The 19,817-nt window shown below is 59.5% G+C and carries 24 protein-coding genes; 13 read left to right on the top strand and 11 right to left on the bottom strand.

Annotated features, from left to right (window positions below; translation table 11 throughout):
• The first annotated feature begins 35 nt into the window (after positions 1-35).
• Together AACY18_RS23265 and tldD are read left to right on the top strand one after the other, a co-directional pair.
• Positions 36-896: a carbon-nitrogen hydrolase family protein gene (locus tag AACY18_RS23265; protein ID WP_339466231.1), complete on the top strand. Its 861-nt coding sequence runs from the start codon at positions 36-38 to the stop codon at positions 894-896.
• Positions 897-900: 4 nt separating this feature from the next.
• Positions 901-2,343, top strand: coding sequence for a metalloprotease TldD (gene tldD / locus AACY18_RS23260; protein WP_016771693.1), 1,443 nt, complete (start codon positions 901-903; stop codon positions 2,341-2,343).
• 51 nt (positions 2,344-2,394) lie between these two features.
• Here the strand turns inward: tldD and yjgA are convergent, their stop codons facing one another.
• Positions 2,395-2,919: a ribosome biogenesis factor YjgA gene (yjgA, locus tag AACY18_RS23255; protein WP_221730042.1), complete on the bottom strand. Its 525-nt coding sequence runs from the start codon at positions 2,917-2,919 to the stop codon at positions 2,395-2,397.
• A gap of 108 nt (positions 2,920-3,027) precedes the next feature.
• On the opposite strand from yjgA, the gene pmbA reads away from it, so the two are divergent.
• Positions 3,028-4,374 (top strand): metalloprotease PmbA, encoded by a 1,347-nt coding sequence (gene pmbA / locus AACY18_RS23250; RefSeq protein ID WP_401161623.1) that lies wholly within the window; start codon positions 3,028-3,030, stop codon positions 4,372-4,374.
• Between the two features lie 106 nt (positions 4,375-4,480).
• Here pmbA and AACY18_RS23245 read toward each other — a convergent pair whose 3' ends face one another.
• From AACY18_RS23245 to AACY18_RS23200, 10 genes are all read right to left on the bottom strand, one after another.
• Positions 4,481-4,756, bottom strand: a complete 276-nt coding sequence (locus tag AACY18_RS23245; RefSeq protein ID WP_339431748.1) for an HPr family phosphocarrier protein — start codon at positions 4,754-4,756, stop codon at positions 4,481-4,483.
• Between the two features lie 15 nt (positions 4,757-4,771).
• Entirely contained in the window at positions 4,772-5,629 is an 858-nt protein-coding gene (gene rapZ / locus AACY18_RS23240) for an RNase adapter RapZ (RefSeq protein ID WP_221730039.1), read from the bottom strand.
• A 2-nt stretch (positions 5,630-5,631) separates the two neighbouring features.
• Positions 5,632-6,096, bottom strand: coding sequence for a PTS IIA-like nitrogen regulatory protein PtsN (gene ptsN, locus AACY18_RS23235; RefSeq protein WP_339431749.1), 465 nt, complete (start codon positions 6,094-6,096; stop codon positions 5,632-5,634).
• 11 nt (positions 6,097-6,107) lie between these two features.
• Positions 6,108-6,416, bottom strand: a complete 309-nt coding sequence (hpf, locus tag AACY18_RS23230) for a ribosome hibernation-promoting factor, HPF/YfiA family (protein WP_187676780.1) — start codon at positions 6,414-6,416, stop codon at positions 6,108-6,110.
• 73 nt (positions 6,417-6,489) lie between these two features.
• Positions 6,490-7,983, bottom strand: a complete 1,494-nt coding sequence (locus tag AACY18_RS23225) for an RNA polymerase factor sigma-54 (protein WP_339431750.1) — start codon at positions 7,981-7,983, stop codon at positions 6,490-6,492.
• 188 nt (positions 7,984-8,171) lie between these two features.
• Complete coding sequence (gene lptB, locus AACY18_RS23220) at positions 8,172-8,897, bottom strand: LPS export ABC transporter ATP-binding protein (RefSeq protein WP_008085069.1); 726 nt, start codon at positions 8,895-8,897, stop codon at positions 8,172-8,174.
• Positions 8,897-9,442 carry a lipopolysaccharide transport periplasmic protein LptA gene (gene lptA / locus AACY18_RS23215; protein WP_339431751.1) on the bottom strand — a complete coding sequence of 182 codons (546 nt, stop codon included), beginning with the start codon at positions 9,440-9,442 and terminating at the stop codon, positions 8,897-8,899. The genes lptB and lptA overlap by 1 nt, the downstream gene beginning before the upstream one ends.
• A complete protein-coding gene (lptC, locus tag AACY18_RS23210; RefSeq protein WP_339431752.1) occupies positions 9,429-10,001 on the bottom strand; it encodes an LPS export ABC transporter periplasmic protein LptC in 573 nt (190 codons plus the stop codon). Before lptC ends, lptA begins: the two co-directional genes overlap by 14 nt.
• Positions 10,002-10,009: 8 nt before the next feature.
• Positions 10,010-10,534, bottom strand: coding sequence for a KdsC family phosphatase (locus AACY18_RS23205; RefSeq protein WP_339431753.1), 525 nt, complete (start codon positions 10,532-10,534; stop codon positions 10,010-10,012).
• Positions 10,534-11,508 (bottom strand): KpsF/GutQ family sugar-phosphate isomerase, encoded by a 975-nt coding sequence (locus tag AACY18_RS23200; protein ID WP_339466229.1) that lies wholly within the window; start codon positions 11,506-11,508, stop codon positions 10,534-10,536. The genes AACY18_RS23205 and AACY18_RS23200 overlap by 1 nt, the downstream gene beginning before the upstream one ends.
• 276 nt (positions 11,509-11,784) lie before the next feature.
• Between AACY18_RS23200 and AACY18_RS23195 the strand changes: the two genes are divergently transcribed.
• The 10 genes from AACY18_RS23195 (at position 11,785) to hisC (ending at position 19,738) form a co-directional block, all read left to right on the top strand.
• The gene (locus tag AACY18_RS23195; protein ID WP_339431755.1) at positions 11,785-12,594 is read left to right on the top strand and encodes an ATP-binding cassette domain-containing protein; all 810 of its coding nucleotides are present in this window, start codon (positions 11,785-11,787) and stop codon (positions 12,592-12,594) included.
• On the top strand, positions 12,594-13,391 hold the full coding sequence (gene mlaE / locus AACY18_RS23190) for a lipid asymmetry maintenance ABC transporter permease subunit MlaE (RefSeq protein ID WP_339431756.1): 798 nt from the start codon (positions 12,594-12,596) through the stop codon (positions 13,389-13,391). Before AACY18_RS23195 ends, mlaE begins: the two co-directional genes overlap by 1 nt.
• Positions 13,391-13,858: an outer membrane lipid asymmetry maintenance protein MlaD gene (gene mlaD, locus AACY18_RS23185; RefSeq protein WP_339431757.1), complete on the top strand. Its 468-nt coding sequence runs from the start codon at positions 13,391-13,393 to the stop codon at positions 13,856-13,858. Before mlaE ends, mlaD begins: the two co-directional genes overlap by 1 nt.
• A gap of 11 nt (positions 13,859-13,869) precedes the next feature.
• Complete coding sequence (locus AACY18_RS23180; protein ID WP_339466226.1) at positions 13,870-14,523, top strand: MlaC/ttg2D family ABC transporter substrate-binding protein; 654 nt, start codon at positions 13,870-13,872, stop codon at positions 14,521-14,523.
• Positions 14,520-14,825 (top strand): STAS domain-containing protein, encoded by a 306-nt coding sequence (locus AACY18_RS23175; RefSeq protein WP_339431759.1) that lies wholly within the window; start codon positions 14,520-14,522, stop codon positions 14,823-14,825. Before AACY18_RS23180 ends, AACY18_RS23175 begins: the two co-directional genes overlap by 4 nt.
• 115 nt (positions 14,826-14,940) lie before the next feature.
• A complete protein-coding gene (locus AACY18_RS23170) occupies positions 14,941-15,180 on the top strand; it encodes a BolA family protein (RefSeq protein ID WP_007912386.1) in 240 nt (79 codons plus the stop codon).
• A gap of 22 nt (positions 15,181-15,202) precedes the next feature.
• A complete protein-coding gene (murA, locus tag AACY18_RS23165) occupies positions 15,203-16,468 on the top strand; it encodes a UDP-N-acetylglucosamine 1-carboxyvinyltransferase (protein ID WP_045122295.1) in 1,266 nt (421 codons plus the stop codon).
• Positions 16,469-16,596: 128 nt separating this feature from the next.
• A complete protein-coding gene (gene hisG, locus AACY18_RS23160; protein ID WP_221730028.1) occupies positions 16,597-17,232 on the top strand; it encodes an ATP phosphoribosyltransferase in 636 nt (211 codons plus the stop codon).
• 125 nt (positions 17,233-17,357) lie between these two features.
• Positions 17,358-18,683, top strand: coding sequence for a histidinol dehydrogenase (hisD, locus tag AACY18_RS23155; RefSeq protein WP_339431760.1), 1,326 nt, complete (start codon positions 17,358-17,360; stop codon positions 18,681-18,683).
• 2 nt (positions 18,684-18,685) lie between these two features.
• Positions 18,686-19,738 (top strand): histidinol-phosphate transaminase, encoded by a 1,053-nt coding sequence (gene hisC, locus AACY18_RS23150; protein WP_339431761.1) that lies wholly within the window; start codon positions 18,686-18,688, stop codon positions 19,736-19,738.
• The last annotated feature ends 79 nt before the right edge of the window (positions 19,739-19,817 follow it).

Genomic DNA, 19,817 nt, shown 5'->3' with positions numbered 1-19,817 from the left:
AGTAGCATGGCCGCTTACCTCTTGCGGAGTTCGCCATGTCTTTAGCGGTCATTCAAATGGTCAGCCAGAGTGACGTGCAGGCCAATCTGGCCCAGGCCCGACGCCTGCTCGAACAGGCGGCGGCCGGTGGCGCGAGGCTGGCCGTGTTGCCGGAAAACTTCGCCGCCATGGGCCGTCGCGACATCGCCGACATCGGTCGAGCCGAAGCATTGGGCGAAGGGCCTATCCTGCCGTGGTTGAAACAGACCGCCCGTGACCTCAGGTTATGGATAGTGGCCGGTACGTTGCCGTTGCCGCCCTTCGATCAGCCGGAGGCCAAGTCACATGCCTGCTCGCTGCTGGTCAATGATCAGGGCGAAATCGTTGCACGGTATGACAAGTTGCATCTGTTCGATGTCGATGTAGCGGACAATCGCGGCCGTTACCGCGAATCCGATGACTATGCTTATGGCAGTAGCGTGGTGGTGGCGGACACGCCGGTCGGCCGAGTCGGTCTGACAGTGTGTTACGACCTGCGCTTCCCGGAGTTGTACAGCGAATTGCGCGCTGCCGGTGCCGAGTTGATTACCGCACCGTCAGCCTTCACCGCGGTGACCGGTGCGGCGCATTGGGATGTGCTGATTCGCGCGCGGGCCATCGAGACTCAATGTTATGTGCTGGCGGCAGCGCAGGGCGGGATACATCCGGGGCCGCGGGAAACCTTCGGTCACGCGGCGATCATCGACCCGTGGGGCCGCGTGCTGGCGCATCAGGATCAAGGCGAAGCGGTGTTGTTGGCCGAACGCGATAGCGATGAACAAGCGTCCATCAGGGCGCGGATGCCGGTGACGAGTCATCGGCGGTTTTTCTCGCAGGGCGCACAGCGGCCTGCCTCAGAACACGAATTTAAGGCGTAAACCTATGAGCGAGTTGTTGTCCTCAGTCAGTGATCACCTGTTGGCGCCCGGCGGCGTGACGATCGAAAGCCTGCAAGGCGTGCTTGGCGATCTGGCCGGCCCGGGCATCGATGCCGCCGACCTGTATTTCCAGGGTCAGATCTCCGAGTCTTGGGCGCTGGAAGATGGCATCGTCAAGGAAGGCAGCTTCAACCTTGATCAGGGTGTGGGTGTGCGGGCGCAGTCCGGTGAGAAAACCGGTTTCGCCTACAGCAACGCGATCACCCTTGAAGCCCTCGGCGCTGCGGCGCGAGCGGCCCGTTCGATCTCCCGCGCCGGGCAGAACGGCACGGTGCAGGCATTTACCAGCCAAGACGTTGCGCAACTGTATGCGCCGGACAATCCGCTGGAAGTGCTGAGCCGTGCCGAGAAGGTCGAGCTGCTCAAGCGCATCGACGTGGCTACCCGCGCACTCGATCCGCGTATCCAGCAAGTCAGCGTGAGCATGGCCGGGGTCTGGGAGCGGATTCTGGTGGCTTCCACTGATGGCGGTCTGGCGGCGGATGTGCGACCGCTGGTGCGCTTCAACGTCAGTGTGATCGTTGAGCAAAACGGCCGTCGCGAGCGTGGCGGGCATGGCGGCGGCGGGCGTACCGACTACCGTTATTTCCTCGCCGAAGACCGCGCCATGGGCTATGCCCGTGAAGCGCTGCGTCAGGCGCTGGTGAACCTCGAAGCGATTCCGGCGCCGGCCGGTACTTTGCCGGTGGTGCTGGGTTCGGGCTGGTCCGGCGTGCTGCTGCACGAAGCGGTCGGCCACGGTCTGGAAGGCGACTTCAACCGCAAAGGCAGTTCCGCCTATAGCGGCCGCATGGGTGAAATGGTTGCTTCAAAGCTCTGCACCATTGTCGATGACGGTACCTTGAGCGGCCGTCGCGGCTCGCTGAGCGTCGACGATGAAGGCACGCCGACCGAGTGCACCACGCTGATCGAAAACGGCGTACTCAAGGGTTACATGCAGGACAAGCTCAATGCACGCCTGATGGGCGTGGCCCGCACCGGTAACGGGCGTCGTGAGTCCTATGCACATCTGCCGATGCCTCGGATGACCAACACCTACATGCTGGGCGGCGAAAGCGACCCGGCAGAAATCATTGCTTCGGTGAAGAAAGGCATCTATTGCGCCAACCTCGGTGGCGGTCAGGTCGACATCACCAGTGGCAAGTTCGTGTTCTCCACCAGCGAGGCCTATCTGATCGAAGACGGCAAGATCACTGCGCCGGTCAAAGGCGCGACGTTGATCGGCAACGGCCCTGAGGCGATGAGCCGGGTGTCGATGGTCGGTAACGACCTGGCGCTGGACAGCGGTGTGGGGACGTGTGGCAAGGATGGACAGTCGGTGCCGGTGGGTGTTGGCCAGCCAACGCTGAAAATCGATGCGATCACCGTGGGTGGCACGGGCGCATAAGAAAAGATGGAGCTTTGGGTGGCGCGCAGGGCGACCACCCAGTGACGAATATCAACGCAGACCGCGTTGAGTCTCGTCCAGCTCACGGATGTATTTGAAGATTTTACGGCTGGAAGCAGGAGGTTTGTTTTGCGCAACCTCGTGCTGAGCCTGACGGATCAGGGAACGCAGTTGCTGGCGATCGGCGTCCGGGTAGTCGACGACGAATTTCTCCAGCACGGCATCGTCGCCCGCGATCAGGCGATCACGCCAGCGTTCGAGATTGTGGAAACGCTCGTTGTACTGACGAGTCGAGGCATCGAGTTGATCGAGCAGAGTCAGAATCGCGTCAGTGTCCTGATCGCGCATCAGTTTGCCGATGAACTGCAAATGCCGCTTACGCGCGATATTCGCGGTGTGCTTGGGCGCATCGGCCAAGGCCCGGCGCATGGCGTCGGTCAGCGGCAGTTTTGCGATCAAGTCAGGCTTGAGTGTTGTAAGGCGCTCGCCGAGGTCAACCAGAGCATGCAGCTCGCGTTTGACCTGAGATTTGCTTTTTTCTCCCGTATCGAGGGAGTCGTCGTAAGAATCAACCATGGTGGCAGTCCGCAAAGAAACGCCGCCATGATAACCAGTCGGGGGCCGCTTGTCCGGCCCGGTCGCTCGATGGCCCCCGCCGAAAGCAGAATTTGAGTGGAGATGAGCATGAGTGCAGTTCAAAGCGTCGGCCCGCAGGCATTGCCGGCACTGCAGGAACAAGTCGAGCAGATCATCGCCGAAGCCAAGCGTCAGGGCGCCAGTGCCTGTGAAGTGGCGGTGTCGCTGGAGCAGGGCCTTTCGACATCGGTCCGCCAGCGCGAAGTCGAAACTGTCGAGTTCAACCGCGATCAGGGCTTTGGCATCACGCTGTACGTCGGTCAGCGCAAGGGCTCTGCCAGCACGTCTGCCACGGGGCCTGAGGCGATTCGCGAAACCGTTGCCGCCGCACTCGCCATTGCCAGGCACACCTCCGAGGACGAAGCTTCGGGCCTCGCTGATGCTGCGCTGATGGCCAGGGATCAGCAGGATTTCGATCTGTTCCACGAATGGGATATCACGCCGGAGCAGGCCATCGAGAAGGCTTTGATCTGTGAGGCGGCGGCATTTGATGCTGATGCGCGGATCAAGAATGCCGATGGCACCACCCTCAGCACCCATCAAGGCTGCCGCGTTTACGGCAACAGCCATGGCTTCATTGGTGGCTACGCGTCGACGCGACACAGCCTGAGTTGCGTGATGATCGCCGAGGCCGACGGCCAGATGCAGCGCGATTACTGGTACGACGTGAACCGTCAGGGCACTTTGCTGGCGGATCCGGTAAGCATCGGCCAACGCGCTGCACAACGGGCGGCGAGCCGTCTGGGGGCGCGTCCGGTGCCGACTTGCGAGGTGCCGGTGCTGTTTTCTGCAGAACTGGCAGGCGGTTTGTTTGGCAGTTTCTTGTCGGCGGTATCCGGCGGCAGTCTGTATCGCAAATCGTCGTTCCTGGAAGGCACGCTGGGGCAGAAGCTGTTTCCGGAATGGCTGACCATCGACGAACGTCCGCATCTGATGCGTGCCATGGGCAGCGCCTGGTATGACGGGGACGGCCTGGCGACTTATGCCAAACCGTTTGTCGAAAAAGGTGAATTGGTGTCGTACATCCTTGGGACCTATTCCGGTCGCAAGCTCGGTATGCCGAGTACGGCCAACGCTGGCGGCGTACACAACCTGTTTGTCACTCATGGCGATGAGGATCAGGCCGCACTGCTGCGGCGCATGGGGCGTGGGCTGTTGGTCACCGAGTTGATGGGCCATGGTTTGAATATGGTCACGGGTGACTATTCGCGCGGGGCGGCGGGATTCTGGGTCGAGAACGGCGAAATCCAGTTCGCGGTGCAGGAAGTGACTATCGCCGGCAACATGCGCGATATGTTCAAGCAGATCGTCGCGGTCGGTAACGATCTGGAGCTGCGCAGCAATATTCGCACAGGTTCCGTGTTGATCGAACGGATGACGGTGGCGGGCAGCTAAGCCCCGCCCGCGACACAAAAAAGGCGCGCCATCCGATTGGGTGGCGCGCCTTTTTTATACCGGCCCCTGGCACTGCCGAGGCTGCGATTTTTTGACTGTTCGACGATCAGCCACCTTCGTCGAAGAAGTTGTTGATCAACGCCACCAACGCATCCAGCGCTTCTTGTTCCTGATGTCCTTCAGTACTCAAATAGATTTTTGTGCCCTTGCCGGCAGCCAGCATCATCATCGCCATGATGCTTTTGCCATCCACTACCGTTTCTGGTGTGCGGCCTACTCTGATCGTGCAATCCGGATACTGACCTGCAACCCCGACGAACTTGGCCGACGCCCGGGCGTGCAAGCCCAGTTTGTTGATGATTTCGATTTCCAGAGCAGGCATCGCGGTGTGAATCCTTTAAGTGAGGTCGCGGTGGCGAACCTGGACGTTCTTCAGGGTTTTGTGCAGGGCCTGACCCAGGCGTTCGGTCAGGTAGACGGAGCGGTGATGCCCGCCTGTGCAGCCGATGGCAATGGTGACGTAGGCGCGATTGCTCGCGGCGAAACGCGGCAGCCATTTGTGCAGGTAGGCGTAAATGTCCTGGAACATTTCCTCGACTTCCGGCTGCGCCGCCAGGTATTCGGCCACCGGCGCATCGAGACCCGATTGCGCGCGCAGCTCTGGCTTCCAGTACGGGTTGGGCAGGCAGCGCACGTCGAACACCACGTCTGCATCGACCGGCATGCCGCGTTTGAAGCCGAATGACTCAACGAGAAATGCTGTTCCGGGTTCAGGCTGATTGAGCAGGCGCAACTTGATGGTGTCGCGCAACTGGTACAGGTTCAGGTGGGTGGTGTTGATCTTCAGGTCGGCCAGATCGGCGATTGGGCCGAGCAGGGCGGTTTCATCGCTGATCGCTTCGGCCAGTGAGCGGTTGGCAGTGCTCAGTGGATGACGCCGACGGGTTTCCGAAAAACGCTTGAGCAGGGTTTCTTCGTCGGCGTCCAGATAAAGCACATCGCACTGGATGTGGCGGCTGCGGACTTCTTCCAGCAACTCGGGGAAACGCGAGAGATGGCTCGGCAGGTTGCGCGCATCGATCGACACGGCCACCAGCGGTTGTGCCAATTCGGTGTGTATCAGTGCGCGTTCAGCCAGTTCTGGCAACAAGCCTGCCGGCAGGTTGTCGATGCAGTAGTAACCGCTGTCCTCAAGGACATTCAGTGCGGTGCTTTTGCCCGAGCCGGAGCGGCCACTGACGATGATCAAGCGCATGATTAATGCCTGTTCTGCTCTTCCAGTACCACTTGGTACAAGGCTTCACTGCCGGCAGCGCTGCGCAGTCTTTCGCGTACTTCCTTGCGGTCGAGCATGCTGGCGATTTGACGCAGTAACTCCAGGTGCGCATCGGTAGCGGCTTCTGGGACCAGCAGTACAAACAACAGATCAACGGGGGCGCCGTCGATCGCATCGAAATCGATAGGGGCGTCGAGGTGAAGCAGAGCGCTGACAGGCTCAATGCAACCCTTGAGGCGACAGTGAGGAATGGCGATGCCGTTGCCAAAACCGGTGGAACCGAGTTTTTCACGGGCAATCAGGGCCTCGAAGACATCTTGCATCTCCAGCGCCGGCACTTCGCGGGCGATCAGGTTGGCAATTTGTTCGAGGGCTTTCTTTTTACTGCCGCCCGGCACGTTCACAAGAGAACGGCCGGGGGTCAGGATATTTTCAAGTCGGATCATGGAGTGGGGGGTTATCGACCGGTAGCGCCCTGGAGCAGGCTCTGGGTCTTTTCCTTATGCTTTTTGAGTTGTTTATCCAGCTTGTCGGTCAGGGCGTCGATCGCGGCGTACATATCGGTATGTTCCGCGTTGGCGACCACTTCACTGCCGGGAATATGCAAGGTGGCTTCGATTTTCTGCTTGAGCTTTTCGACACACATCGTGACTTGTACGTTGGTGATCTTGTCGAAATGGCGCTCCAATCGTTCGAGTTTCTCGTTGATGTAGGTGCGCAGAGGTTCGGTCACTTCCAGTTGGTGTCCACTGATGTTGACTTGCATACAGCTTCTCCTTCGTTGCCAGTGCATAAAGCGGCAGGCTGGATAGCCTGCCACTGGAACGCTGTAACGTGGCTTACATCAACCGCTTGCGTTCGCTCGAAGGCGCGATCCCGAGGGACTCGCGGTACTTGGCGACGGTGCGGCGAGCCACCTGAATGCCTTGTGCCTCCAGTAAACCAGCGATCTTGCTGTCACTCAACGGCTTTTTCTGATTTTCCGCAGCAACCAGTTTTTTGATGATCGCGCGGATCGCCGTGGACGAGCATTCACCGCCTTCGGAGGTGCTGACGTGGCTTGAGAAAAAGTATTTCAGTTCATAGATACCGCGCGGGGTATGCATGAACTTCTGCGTGGTCACTCGGGAAATCGTCGATTCGTGCATGCCAACCGCTTCGGCGATGTCATGCAGCACCAGTGGCTTCATGGCTTCGTCCCCGTATTCCAGAAAGCCGCGTTGATGCTCGACGATCTGGGTGGCCACTTTCATCAGGGTTTCGTTGCGGCTTTGCAGGCTCTTGATGAACCAGCGGGCTTCCTGCAACTGGTTGCGCATGAAAGTGTTGTCGGCGCTGGTATCGGCGCGTCTTACGAAGCCGGCATACTGGGCGTTGACCCGCAGGCGGGGCACTGATTCCTGATTCAGTTCGACCAGCCAGCGTTCATTGTCCTTGCGCACAATGACGTCAGGGACGACGTATTCGGCTTCAGTGGATTCGATCTGAGAGCCCGGACGCGGGTTGAGGCTCTGCACCAGTTCGATGACTTGACGCAGTTCATCTTCCTTGAGCTTCATGCGCCGCATCAACTGGTTGTAATCGCGGCTGCCGAGCAAGTCGATGTAGTCGGTGACCAGACGTTTCGCTTCAGTCAGCCATGGTGTCTTCGCCGACAACTGGCGCAGTTGCAGCAACAGGCATTCGCCGAGGTTGCGGGCGCCGATGCCAGCGGGTTCAAACTGCTGGATGCGGTGCAGAACGGCTTCGATTTCGTCCAGTTCGATGTCCAGTTCCGGGTCGAACGCTTCGAGGATTTCTTCGAGGGTTTCGTCCAGGTAACCCTGGTTGTTTATGCAGTCGACCAGGGTGACGGCGATCAGTCGGTCGGTGTCTGACATCGGCGCGAGATTGAGCTGCCACAGCAGGTGGCTTTGCAGGCTTTCACCGGCGGAGGTGCGAGTGGTGAAGTCCCATTCGTCGTCATCGCTGCTGGGCAGGCTGCTGGCACTGGTCTGGTAGACGTCCTCCCAGGCCGTGTCGACCGGAAGCTCGTTGGGGATACGCTCGCTCCATTCGCCATCTTCCAGATTGTCCACCGTCGGAGCGGTTTCCTGATAGGACGGTTCCTGAATTTCGGTGTTGGGCTTTTGCTCGGCGTTGTCGGCCAGAGGGTCCGAGTTATCGAAGTCGTCGCCTTCTTCCTGGCGTTCGAGCATCGGATTGGATTCCAGGGCCTCCTGGATTTCCTGTTGCAGATCCAGGGTCGACAATTGGAGCAGACGGATGGCCTGTTGCAGCTGCGGTGTCATCGTCAGCTGCTGGCCCATTCTCAAGACTAGCGATGGTTTCATGGCAGGGGCTTAACACCTTATTCGCCGGCGCACATGCGCCATCCACTACAGAGCGCCGAAGCGCCAAACTTAAGCAAATTATATGCCTGAAACTGAAGTGTTTGCCTAGAGCGTTGTAACAATTAAAGCGTATTAAATCCTGCTTGAATCGATACAGCGCCCGCGCGTCTCTCCGGGCGCTGTCGCGTTTACAGGCGGAATTCGTGACCCAGATACACTTCCTTGACCAGATCGTTGGCCAGGATGGTTTCTGCGTCGCCTTCGGCAATCAACTGGCCGTCGTTGACGATGTAAGCGGTTTCGCAGATATCCAGCGTCTCACGCACGTTGTGGTCGGTGATCAGTACGCCGATGCCCTTGGCCTTGAGGTGGTGGATGATCTGCTTGATGTCGCCGACCGAGATCGGGTCGACACCGGCGAACGGTTCGTCGAGCAGGATGAATTTCGGTGCGGTTGCCAGAGCACGCGCGATTTCCACTCGGCGGCGTTCACCACCGGACAGGCTCATGCCCAGGTTGTCGCGGATGTGGCTGATGTGAAATTCCTGCAGCAGGCTTTCCAGCTCCTTGCGACGGCCGGCCTTGTCGAGCTCCTGGCGAGTCTCGAGGATGGCCATGATGTTGTCGGCCACCGACAGCTTGCGGAAGATCGAGGCTTCTTGCGGTAGATAGCCAATACCTGCCTTTGCGCGACCGTGCATTGGCTGGTGGCTGACGTCCAGATCGTCGATCAGCACGCGGCCCTGATCGGCCTGTACCAGGCCGACAATCATGTAGAAGCATGTGGTCTTGCCGGCACCGTTCGGGCCGAGCAGGCCAACAATCTGGCCGCTGTCGATCGACAGGCTGACGTCACGCACGACCTGGCGGCTTTTATAGGCCTTGGCCAGATGCTGAGCTTTCAGAGTGGCCATTACTGGGTTTTCTCGTCGGTTTTCTTCTTCGGCTGGATCACCATGTCGATGCGCGGACGCGACTCGGTGACCTTGCTGCCGGTGGCACGGCCGGCACTGGCGAGTTTCTTCACCGTGTCGTAGACGATTTTCTCGCCTTGGGTGATGTTGTCGTCCTTGTCGACAACCTTGGCCTTGTCGATCAGCACGACGCGGTTCTGCGCTGCGTGGTACTGGATCGTTACGCCCCAGCCTTGAACGGGTTTCTTGTCGCCGGCGGTTTGCAGTTGCTCGAAGTAGGCAAGGTTGCCCACCGAGGTCACCACGTCGATGTCACCGGCCTGAGTGCGAGTGATGGTCACGGTGTTGCCGGTAACCTTCATCGAGCCCTGAGTGATGATCACGTCGCCTTTATAGGTGGCAACGCCATTCTTGTCGTCCAGTTGGGCATCGTCGGCCTGAATGCGGATCGGCTGCTCTTGATCGTTCGGCAGAGCCCAGGCGCTCACGCTTCCCAGTGCTGCGCCCAGACTGAGCAAAATAGGGAGGGTTTTAACGAGCCTCATACTGTCCTCTTACGTTCGATAGCAGGTGTATCCTGCTTTCCTTCAGATACGCTTTCATTCCCACGCCAGTCGATACACCCCCAGCGCCGTCGATTCTAACGGGTTGCGCGGTCTGCGCATATTGCTGCTGCGGGAACACCGTCATGCGAGTCGACGTGATCAGGGTGTCGCGGTTCTTTTCATCGGTGCGCTTGACGCGTACCGAGTCGATCAACTCGACTTCGGTGCCGCCCGAGTTCACTTCGCCGCGCTCACTGGTCACGTGCCATGGGAACTCTGTCCCGCGGTACATGTTCAGGTCGGGCTTGGTCACCAGTGTGATGTCGGTCGCCTTGACGTGTTCGGCCTTGTCGGACGTCATTTCATACTGCACTTTGCCGTCCGGAAGGTATTGCAAGGTATGCGTGTTGGTCGCATACCAGTCGATAGGGGTATCTACCGACGAGGTTGGCGGTTTGTCGAGAAAGCGTTCCGGGCTGATGTTCCAATAGCCGACCGCCGCGAATATCGCGGCTATACAGGCGAAGAGCAGGAAGTTACGAAATTTTTTGCTGAACATTTTTTGGCTCACAGGTACGCGGCGTTGGCCGCATCGAGGCGGCCTTGGGCGCGCAGGATCAGTTCGCAGAATTCACGGGCGGCACCTTCGCCGCCGCGGGCCCGGGTCACACCATGGGCGTGTTCGCGGACGAAATCAGCGGCGTTGGCCACGGCCATGCCCAAGCCTGCGCGGCGGATCACCGGCAGGTCGGGCAGGTCGTCACCGAGGTAGGCGACCTGTTCATAGCTTAGGCCCAGTTGCTCAAGTAGACCGTCCAGAACCACCAATTTGTCTTCGCGGCCCTGAAACAGGTGCGCGATGCCGAGGTTTTTCGCTCGGCGCTCGACCACGGGCGTTTTACGGCCGCTGATGATGGCGGTCTGCACGCCAGCGTTCATCAGCATTTTGATGCCTTGACCGTCGAGGGTGTTGAACGTCTTGAACTCGCTGCCGTCTTCAAGGAAGTACAGGCGTCCGTCGGTAAGGACGCCGTCGACGTCGAAAACCGCCAGTTTGATCGCTTTTGCGCGTTGCAGCAGATCGGTGCTCATTACATCACTCCTGCGCGCAGCAGGTCGGAGAGGTTGAAGGCGCCGACCGGGCGATCTTCCTCATCGACAACTACCAGCGCGTTGATTCGGTGGTCTTCCATGATTTTCAGGGCTTCGGCGGCGAGCATCTCGGGTCGGGCGGTCTTGCCGTGGGCTGTCATCACCTGGTCGATGGTCGCGCTGCGGATGTCGATGCTGCGATCCAGCGTGCGGCGCAAATCGCCATCGGTGAAAATCCCGGCGAGCTTGCCGTCGGCTTCAAGAATCACGGTCATGCCCAGACCCTTGCGGGTCATTTCCATCAGAGCGTCCTTGAGCAGAGTGCCGCGTTGCACTTGTGGCAGCTCTTGCCCGCTGTGCATGACGTTTTCCACTTTCAGCAACAGACGACGACCCAGCGCACCGCCCGGGTGAGAGAAAGCAAAATCTTCAGCGGTAAAGCCGCGCGCTTCCAGCAATGCAACGGCCAGGGCGTCACCCATGACCAGTGCAGCGGTGGTCGAGGAGGTCGGCGCCAGGTTCAGCGGGCAGGCTTCTTGCTCGACGTGAACGTTGAGGTTGACCTCGGCAGCCTTCGCCAGTGGCGAGGCCGGATTGCCGGTCACGCTGATCAACTGGATGCCCAGACGCTTGATCAAAGGCAGCAGGGTGACAATTTCGTTGGTCGAGCCGGAGTTCGAGAGGGCCAGGATCACGTCATCGCGAGTGATCATGCCCATGTCGCCGTGGCTGGCTTCGGCCGGATGTACGAAAAAAGCCGGGGTGCCGGTGCTGGCCAGGGTCGCAGCAATCTTGTTGCCGACGTGTCCGGACTTGCCCATGCCGACCACCACCACACGGCCCTTGCTGGCCAGAATCATCTCGCAGGCGCGTACGAAATCGGCGTCGATATGGGGCAACAAGCCTTCTACGGCTTCCATTTCGAGGCGGATGGTGCGTTGTGCCGATTGAATCAGGTCGCTGGATTGGCTCATGTCAGAAATCGTATAGCCCGATGAAAAGGCGGCGATTATAGCGGTTATGTTGCAAAGCCTCACGCAAGTTCGTCGTGCTTTAGCATTCCCCGCGACCAAAACCCGGCAAAACGGCCTCCAGTCTCCCCCTTACCGTTGAATACAGCCCGGTACAAGCCTTGGGCGCTTGGCCTTTGCAGTGATATAGTTCGCCGCCAGTTCGGCCTGCCCGGGATGTAAGTGCTTTTTAAGTAGAGCCAGGCGTCCGAGTGAGAGGCTGCATCGCAAGGAGTTTAGATGAGTGCCGATAACGCCTACGCGGTCGAGCTGAAGGGAGTCTCCTTCAAGCGCGGTGCGCGCAGCATTTTCAATAACGTCGATATCCGCATACCGCGCGGCAAGGTCACCGGCATCATGGGGCCTTCCGGGTGTGGCAAGACCACCCTGCTGCGGTTGATGGGCGCACAGTTGCGTCCTTCCAGTGGCGAAGTCTGGGTGAACGGTCAGAACCTGCCGCAGCTTTCGCGCAGCGATCTGTTCGATGCACGCAAGCACATGGGCGTGCTGTTTCAGAGCGGTGCGCTGTTCACCGATCTCGATGTTTTCGAGAACGTCGCTTTTCCCCTGCGCGTTCATACCCAATTGCCGGAAGAAATGATCCGCGACATCGTCCTGCTCAAGCTGCAGGCCGTTGGCTTGCGTGGCGCCATCGAGTTGATGCCCGATGAGCTGTCTGGCGGCATGAAGCGTCGCGTGGCTCTGGCTCGCGCAATTGCGCTCGATCCACAGATACTCATGTACGACGAGCCGTTCGTGGGCCAGGACCCGATCGCCATGGGTGTGTTGGTACGCTTGATCCGTCTGCTCAATGATGCGCTGGGAATCACCAGCATCGTGGTGTCCCACGATCTGGCCGAAACCGCGAGCATTGCCGACTACCTCTATATAGTCGGCGACGGTCAGGTACTGGGGCAGGGCACGCCGGACGAATTGATGAACTCGCACGAGCCGCGTATTCGTCAGTTCATGACGGGCGATCCTGACGGCCCGGTGCCGTACCACTTTCCAGCGACGGATTACCGCGCAGATCTTCTGGGGAAGCGCTGATGCGCAGAATTTCATTCATAGAACGCGTACGCCGGTTCGGCGAAGCGGCGATCGACGCCATTGCGGTGTTTGGTCGTGCAACGCTGTTCCTGTTTCACGCCTTGATCGGTCGTGGCGGCATCAGCGGCGGTTTTGGCCTGCTGGTCAAACAGTTGCATTCGGTGGGCGTCATGTCGCTGGTGATCATCGTGGTCTCCGGTATCTTCATCGGCATGGTGCTGGCGCTGCAGGGTTTCAGCATTCTGTCGAGCTACGGTTCGGAGCAGGCGGTAGGGCAGATGGTTGCTCTGACCCTGCTGCGTGAACTGGGCCCGGTGGTGACGGCGCTGTTGTTTGCCGGGCGTGCCGGTTCGGCATTGACCGCAGAAATCGGCAACATGAAATCCACCGAACAGCTTTCCAGCCTGGAAATGATCGGTGTCGACCCGCTCAAGTACATTATCGCGCCGCGTTTGTGGGCCGGTTTCATCTCCCTGCCGGTGCTGGCGATGATTTTCAGCGTGGTGGGCATCTGGGGCGGCTCGTGGGTGGCTGTCGACTGGCTGGGCGTGTATGAAGGCTCCTATTGGGCGAACATGCAGAACAGCGTGAACTTCACCAGTGATGTGCTCAACGGTGTCATCAAAAGTATCGTTTTCGCCTTCGTAGTGACCTGGATCGCCGTATTCCAAGGCTATGACTGTGAGCCCACTTCCGAGGGGATCAGTCGTGCCACCACCAAGACCGTAGTGTTTGCCTCGCTGGCAGTGCTCGGCCTGGACTTTATTCTGACCGCTTTGATGTTTGGAGATTTCTGATGCAAAACCGCACCCTGGAAATCGGTGTCGGCCTGTTCCTGCTGGCAGGGATCCTGGCTTTGCTGCTGCTTGCTTTGCGGGTCAGTGGCCTGTCTCCGACTTCGACCACCGACACCTATAAACTTTATGCCTACTTTGACAATATCGCCGGTTTGACGGTCAGAGCCAAAGTGACCATGGCCGGCGTCACGATCGGCAAGGTCACGGCAATCGATCTGGATCACGACAGCTTCACGGGTCGGGTGACTCTGCAAGTGGATAAAAACGTCGACAATCTGCCGACCGACTCCACCGCGTCTATCCTGACCGCTGGGCTGCTGGGCGAGAAGTACATCGGTATCAGCGTGGGCGGGGAAGACACCCGTCTGAAGGATGGTGGAACCATTCACGACACGCAGTCGTCACTGGTACTGGAAGACCTGATCGGTAAATTCCTGCTCAATACCGTTAGCAAAGACGCCAAATGAGGAGCTTTTGAATGATCTCTACCTTGCGACGTGGACTGTTGGTACTGCTTGCGACATTGCCATTGATGGGCACTGCTGTGGCGGCGCAGTCGGCGCATGATCTGGTTCAGGACACCACGAACCGGATGTTGGCTGATCTGGCGGCCAATAAAGAAAAGTACAAACAGGATCCGCAGGATTTCTATACCGCGCTGAACACCATTGTCGGCCCTGTGGTGGATGCCGAAGGCATTTCCAAAAGCATCATGACGGTCAAGTATTCGCGCAAGGCGACGCCGGCACAGATGCAGACGTTCCAGGAAAACTTCAAGAAAGGCCTGTTCCAGTTTTATGGCAACGCCTTGCTTGAATACAACAACCAGGGCATCACTGTTGATCCGGCCAAGGACGAGTCCGGCGATCGCACCAGCGTCGGCATGACCGTCAAAGGCAACAACGGCGCGATCTATCCAGTGCAGTACACGCTCGAGAAGATCAACGGCGAGTGGAAACTGCGCAACGTGATCATCAACGGTATCAACATTGGCAAGCTGTTCCGTGATCAGTTCTCTGATGCGATGCAGCGCAATGGCAACAACCTGGACGCGACCATCAACGGTTGGGCCGGTGAAGTCGCCAAAGCCAAAGAAGAAACCGACAAAGCTGCCGTGAAGCCAGCGCAATGAAAGAGGCGGCAGTGCGTATGAGTGATGTCGATGAGCTTTTGCTCAGCGGAGTGCTGGACTACCGCACCGGGCCTGACCTGCGCAAGGAAGGGCAGGCGCTGATCAAGTCCAGCAAGGCTTCGTCGCTGGTCATCGACTGCTCGGGCGTAAAGAAGTCCAGCAGCGTCGGTTTGTCGTTGCTGCTGTGCTTCATGCGCGATGCTCAAGCCGCCGGCAAGGCTGTCAGCATCCGGGCACTGCCCGATGACATGCGCGAAATCGCTCAGGTCAGCGAGCTGACCGAAGTGCTGGCGCTACACTGAATTCGCATCGATAAAGAAGCCCCCCGTCAGAGTCCTGCCATGCGGGGTTCGCAGGCGCGGGGCTTTTTTGTATGATGTCCGACCCGTGCGCACAGGGCGCCGATTGAGGTTGAGCATGCAGGCCGTAGAAGTGAAGAGCTTCCTTGAAGGAAAGCTGCCCGGAACGTTGGTAGAAGTTGAGGGCGAAGGCTGCAATTTCCAGCTGAACGTGATTAGCGATGAACTGGCGGCGTTGAGCCCGGTGAAGCGTCAGCAGCAGATCTATGCCCATTTGAACCCATGGATCACCGATGGCAGCATCCATGCGGTCACTATGAAATTTTTCAGCAGCGCGGCCTGGGCCGAGCGCACCTGAGCCTAAGGGCGTCGAGATTCTTATGGATAAACTGATTATTACCGGCGGCGTTCGTCTTGATGGCGAAATCCGCATCTCCGGGGCAAAGAACTCCGCCCTGCCGATCCTGGCAGCCACCCTGCTGTGCGATGGCCCGGTGACCGTTGGCAACCTGCCTCACCTGCACGACATCACCACGATGATCGAGCTGTTCGGTCGCATGGGCATTGAGCCGGTGATCGACGAGAAACTCAGCGTCGAAATCGACCCGCGCACCATCAAGACCCTGATCGCTCCGTACGAACTGGTGAAAACCATGCGTGCGTCGATCCTGGTGCTGGGCCCGATGGTTGCCCGTTTCGGTGAAGCCGAAGTCGCCCTGCCTGGCGGTTGCGCCATCGGCTCGCGTCCGGTCGACCTGCACATCCGTGGCCTGGAAGCCATGGGCGCGGTAATCGACGTCGAAGGCGGCTACATCAAGGCCAAGGCGCCTGAAGGCGGCTTGCGCGGCGCGAGCTTTTTCTTCGATACCGTGAGTGTGACCGGTACCGAAAACATCATGATGGCTGCTGCTCTGGCCAAGGGCCGCAGCGTGCTGCAGAACGCCGCGCGTGAGCCTGAAGTGGTGGACCTGGCGAACTTCCTCAACGCCATGGGCGCCAAGGTTTCCGGTGCTGGCACCGATACCATCACTATTGATGGCGTCGAGCGTCTGGGTTCGTGTTTCTACAAAGTCATGCCTGACCGTATCGAAACCGGCACCTATCTGGTGGCCGCTGCAGTGACCGGCGGTCGTGTGAAGGTCAAGGATACCGATCCGACCATCCTCGAGGCGGTTTTGGAAAAACTCCGTGAAGCCGGCGCAGAGGTCACCAGCGGTGAAGACTGGATCGAGCTGAACATGCATGGCAAGCGCCCGAAAGCGGTCAATGTGCGCACTGCGCCGTACCCGGCGTTCCCGACTGACATGCAGGCACAGTTCATCTCGCTCAACGCCATTGCCGAAGGCACTGGCGCAGTGATCGAGACGATCTTCGAAAACCGCTTCATGCACGTCTACGAACTGCACCGCATGGGTGCCAAGATCCAGGTCGAAGGCAACACCGCCATCGTCACCGGTACTGAAGTCCTCAAAGGCGCGCCAGTGATGGCAACCGACCTGCGTGCTTCGGCAAGCCTTGTGATTTCGGCGCTCGTTGCCGAAGGCGATACCCTGATCGACCGCATCTACCACATCGACCGTGGTTACGAGTGCATCGAAGAAAAACTGCAGATGCTGGGCGCCAAGATCCGTCGCGTTCCGGGCTAATAGCTGCTGCATGGGCACAAGGATGTGCCCGTTGAATTCGTTTTGAGTCGAGCCGGTTGCCGGCTCGATGTGTGTCCGGCGCCGATTGCGACCGGACATGAGTACCTTGATAAGGACTGACGTTTCCCATGTTGACCATCGCACTGTCCAAGGGCCGCATCCTTGACGACACCCTGCCGCTTCTCGCTGAAGCGGGCATCGTGCCGACCGAGAATCCGGACAAGAGCCGCAAGCTGATCATCCCCACGACGCAGGCAGACGTACGCCTGCTGATCGTGCGCGCCACCGACGTGCCGACTTATGTCGAACATGGCGCGGCCGACCTCGGCGTGGCCGGTAAAGACGTGCTGATGGAATACACCGGCCAGGGCCTGTACGAGCCACTGGATCTGCAGATTGCCCAGTGCAAACTGATGACCGCCGGCAAGATCGGCGCGGTCGAGCCCAAGGGCCGTCTGCGCGTGGCGACCAAGTTCGTCAACGTCGCCAAGCGTTACTACGCCGAGCAGGGCCGTCAGGTCGACATCATCAAGCTTTACGGCTCGATGGAACTGGCACCGCTGATCGGTCTGGCCGACAAGATCATCGACGTGGTCGACACCGGTAACACCCTGCGCGCCAACGGCCTGGAACCTCAGGAACTGATCGCCACGATCAGCTCGCGTCTGGTGGTCAACAAAGCTTCGATGAAAATGCAACACGCCCGCATCCAGGCGTTGATCGACACCCTGCGCAACGCAGTGGAATCGCGACACCGCGGCTGATCTACCTGCGCGACCTTGAGCCGCGCCCGTCTATCCGCCTCATAGCCAGAATCTCAGGTGCCCAAGCGGAAACGACTGCTAAGTTAGGGCGCCTGAGTTTTTGCCATTCCTATGAGGTTCTCGCTATGACCGCACCGACTGCAATTCGCCGACTCAACGCTGCTGATCCGGATTTCGCGCATCATCTGGATCATCTGCTGAGCTGGGAAAGTGTGTCTGACGACTCGGTCAATCAGCGCGTGCTGGACATCATCAAGGCTGTGCGCGAGCGCGGTGACGCGGCGCTGGTCGAGTTCACCCAGAAGTTCGACGGTCTGGAAGTGGCCTCGATGGCTGACCTGATCCTGCCGCGCGAGCGCCTGGAACTGGCCCTGACCCGCATCACCGTGGCGCAACGCGAAGCCCTGGAAAAAGCCGCAGCCCGGGTGCGCAGCTACCACGAAAAACAGAAGCAGGATTCCTGGAGCTACACCGAAGCCGACGGCACGGTGCTGGGCCAGAAGGTCACGCCGCTCGATCGCGCAGGCCTCTACGTGCCGGGAGGCAAGGCGTCGTACCCGTCGTCGGTGTTGATGAACGCGATTCCGGCCAAGGTCGCCGGTGTGACCGAAGTGGTCATGGTCGTGCCGACCCCGCGTGGTGAAATCAACGAGCTGGTGCTGGCAGCGGCGTGCATCGCGGGCGTCGACCGGGTGTTCACCATCGGCGGCGCACAAGCCGTTGCCGCGCTGGCCTATGGCACCGAAAGCGTGCCGCAGGTCGACAAAGTGGTCGGCCCGGGCAACATCTATGTAGCGACAGCCAAGCGCCACGTTTTTGGTCAGGTCGGTATCGACATGATCGCCGGCCCTTCGGAAATTCTCGTAGTGTGCGACGGTCAGACCGATCCGGACTGGATCGCCATGGACCTGTTTTCCCAAGCCGAACACGATGAAGACGCTCAGGCGATTCTGGTCAGCCCCGACGCCGAGTTCCTCGACAAGGTTGCCGCGAGCATCGACAAACTGCTGCCGACCATGGATCGCGCGACCATCATCGAAACCTCGATCAATGGTCGCGGTGCGCTGATTCATGTGCGTGACATGGCGCAGGCGATCGAAGTCGCCAACCGTATCGCGCCGGAGCACCTGGAGTTGTCGGTCGCTGACCCGCAAGCCTGGCTCCCGCAGATCCGCCACGCGGGTGCGATTTTCATGGGCCGTCACACCAGCGAAGCCCTGGGCGACTACTGCGCGGGCCCCAATCATGTATTGCCGACCTCCGGCACTGCGCGGTTCTCCTCGCCGCTGGGCGTGTATGACTTCCAGAAACGTTCGTCGATCATCTTCTGCTCCGAGGCCGGCGCGTCGGAGCTGGGTAAAACCGCATCCGTGCTGGCCCGTGGCGAATCGCTGAGTGCCCACGCGCGCAGCGCCGAATACCGCATCATTGACGACAAGCAGGGGAACTGAGCATGAGTAAATTCTGGAGCCCGTTCGTCAAGGATCTGGTGCCTTATGTGCCGGGCGAACAGCCGAAGCTGACCAAACTGGTCAAGCTCAATACCAATGAAAACCCTTATGGCCCGTCGCCAAAAGCCCTGGCGGCGATGCAGACCGAGCTCAACGACAACCTGCGTCTGTACCCGGACCCGAACAGCGACCTGCTGAAAAACGCGGTCGCCAACTACTACGGCGTGCAGAGTAGTCAGGTGTTCCTGGGCAACGGTTCGGATGAAGTGCTTGCGCACATCTTCCACGGTTTGCTGCAACACGATCAGCCGCTCTTGTTCCCGGACATCAGCTACAGCTTCTATCCGGTTTATTGCGGGTTGTACGGCATCAAGTTCGACGCGGTGCCGCTGGACGCGCAGTTCCAGATCGATCCGGCGGACTACGCCAAGCCGAACGGCGGGATCATTTTCCCCAATCCGAACGCTCCGACCGGTTGCCTGCTGGCACTGGACGCGGTCGAGCAAATCCTCAAGGCCAGCCCGGATTCGGTGGTGGTGGTCGATGAGGCTTATATCGATTTCGGCGGCGAGACGGCCATCAGCCTGGTGGATCGCTATCCGAACCTGCTGGTGACGCAGACCCTGTCCAAATCCCGTTCACTGGCGGGCCTGCGGGTCGGTCTGGCGGTGGGGCATCCGGACCTGATCGAGGCGCTGGAGCGGATCAAGAACAGCTTCAACTCCTATCCGCTGGATCGTCTGGCGAATGTCGGTGCAGCAGCGGCGTTCGAAGATCGCGAGTATTTCGACAAGACGTGTCGCTTGGTCATCGAGAGCCGTGAATGGGTGATTGCGCAGTTGCGGGCCAAGGGCTTTGAGGTGCTACCGTCGGCGGCGAACTTCATCTTCGCCCGGCATCCGCAACATGACGCCGCAGGGCTGGCGGCCAAATTGCGTGAGCAAGGCGTGATCGTGCGGCACTTCAAGCAGGCGCGGATTGCGCAGTTCCTGCGGATTTCCATCGGCACGCCGGAGCAGAATCAGGCGTTGATCGACGGGCTCGGCGACCTCTGAACCGCTTTCGCGAGCAAGCCCGCTCCCACAGTGGATTTGTGCACGACACAGATCAAATGTGGGAGCGGGCTTGCTCGCG

Source organism: Pseudomonas sp. EA_65y_Pfl2_P74, assembly GCF_963970575.1.
GTDB classification, from domain to species: domain Bacteria; phylum Pseudomonadota; class Gammaproteobacteria; order Pseudomonadales; family Pseudomonadaceae; genus Aquipseudomonas; species Aquipseudomonas baetica_A.
The sequence above is the reverse complement of the archived record's forward strand: the minus strand, read 5'-3'. Positions and strand labels throughout refer to the sequence as shown.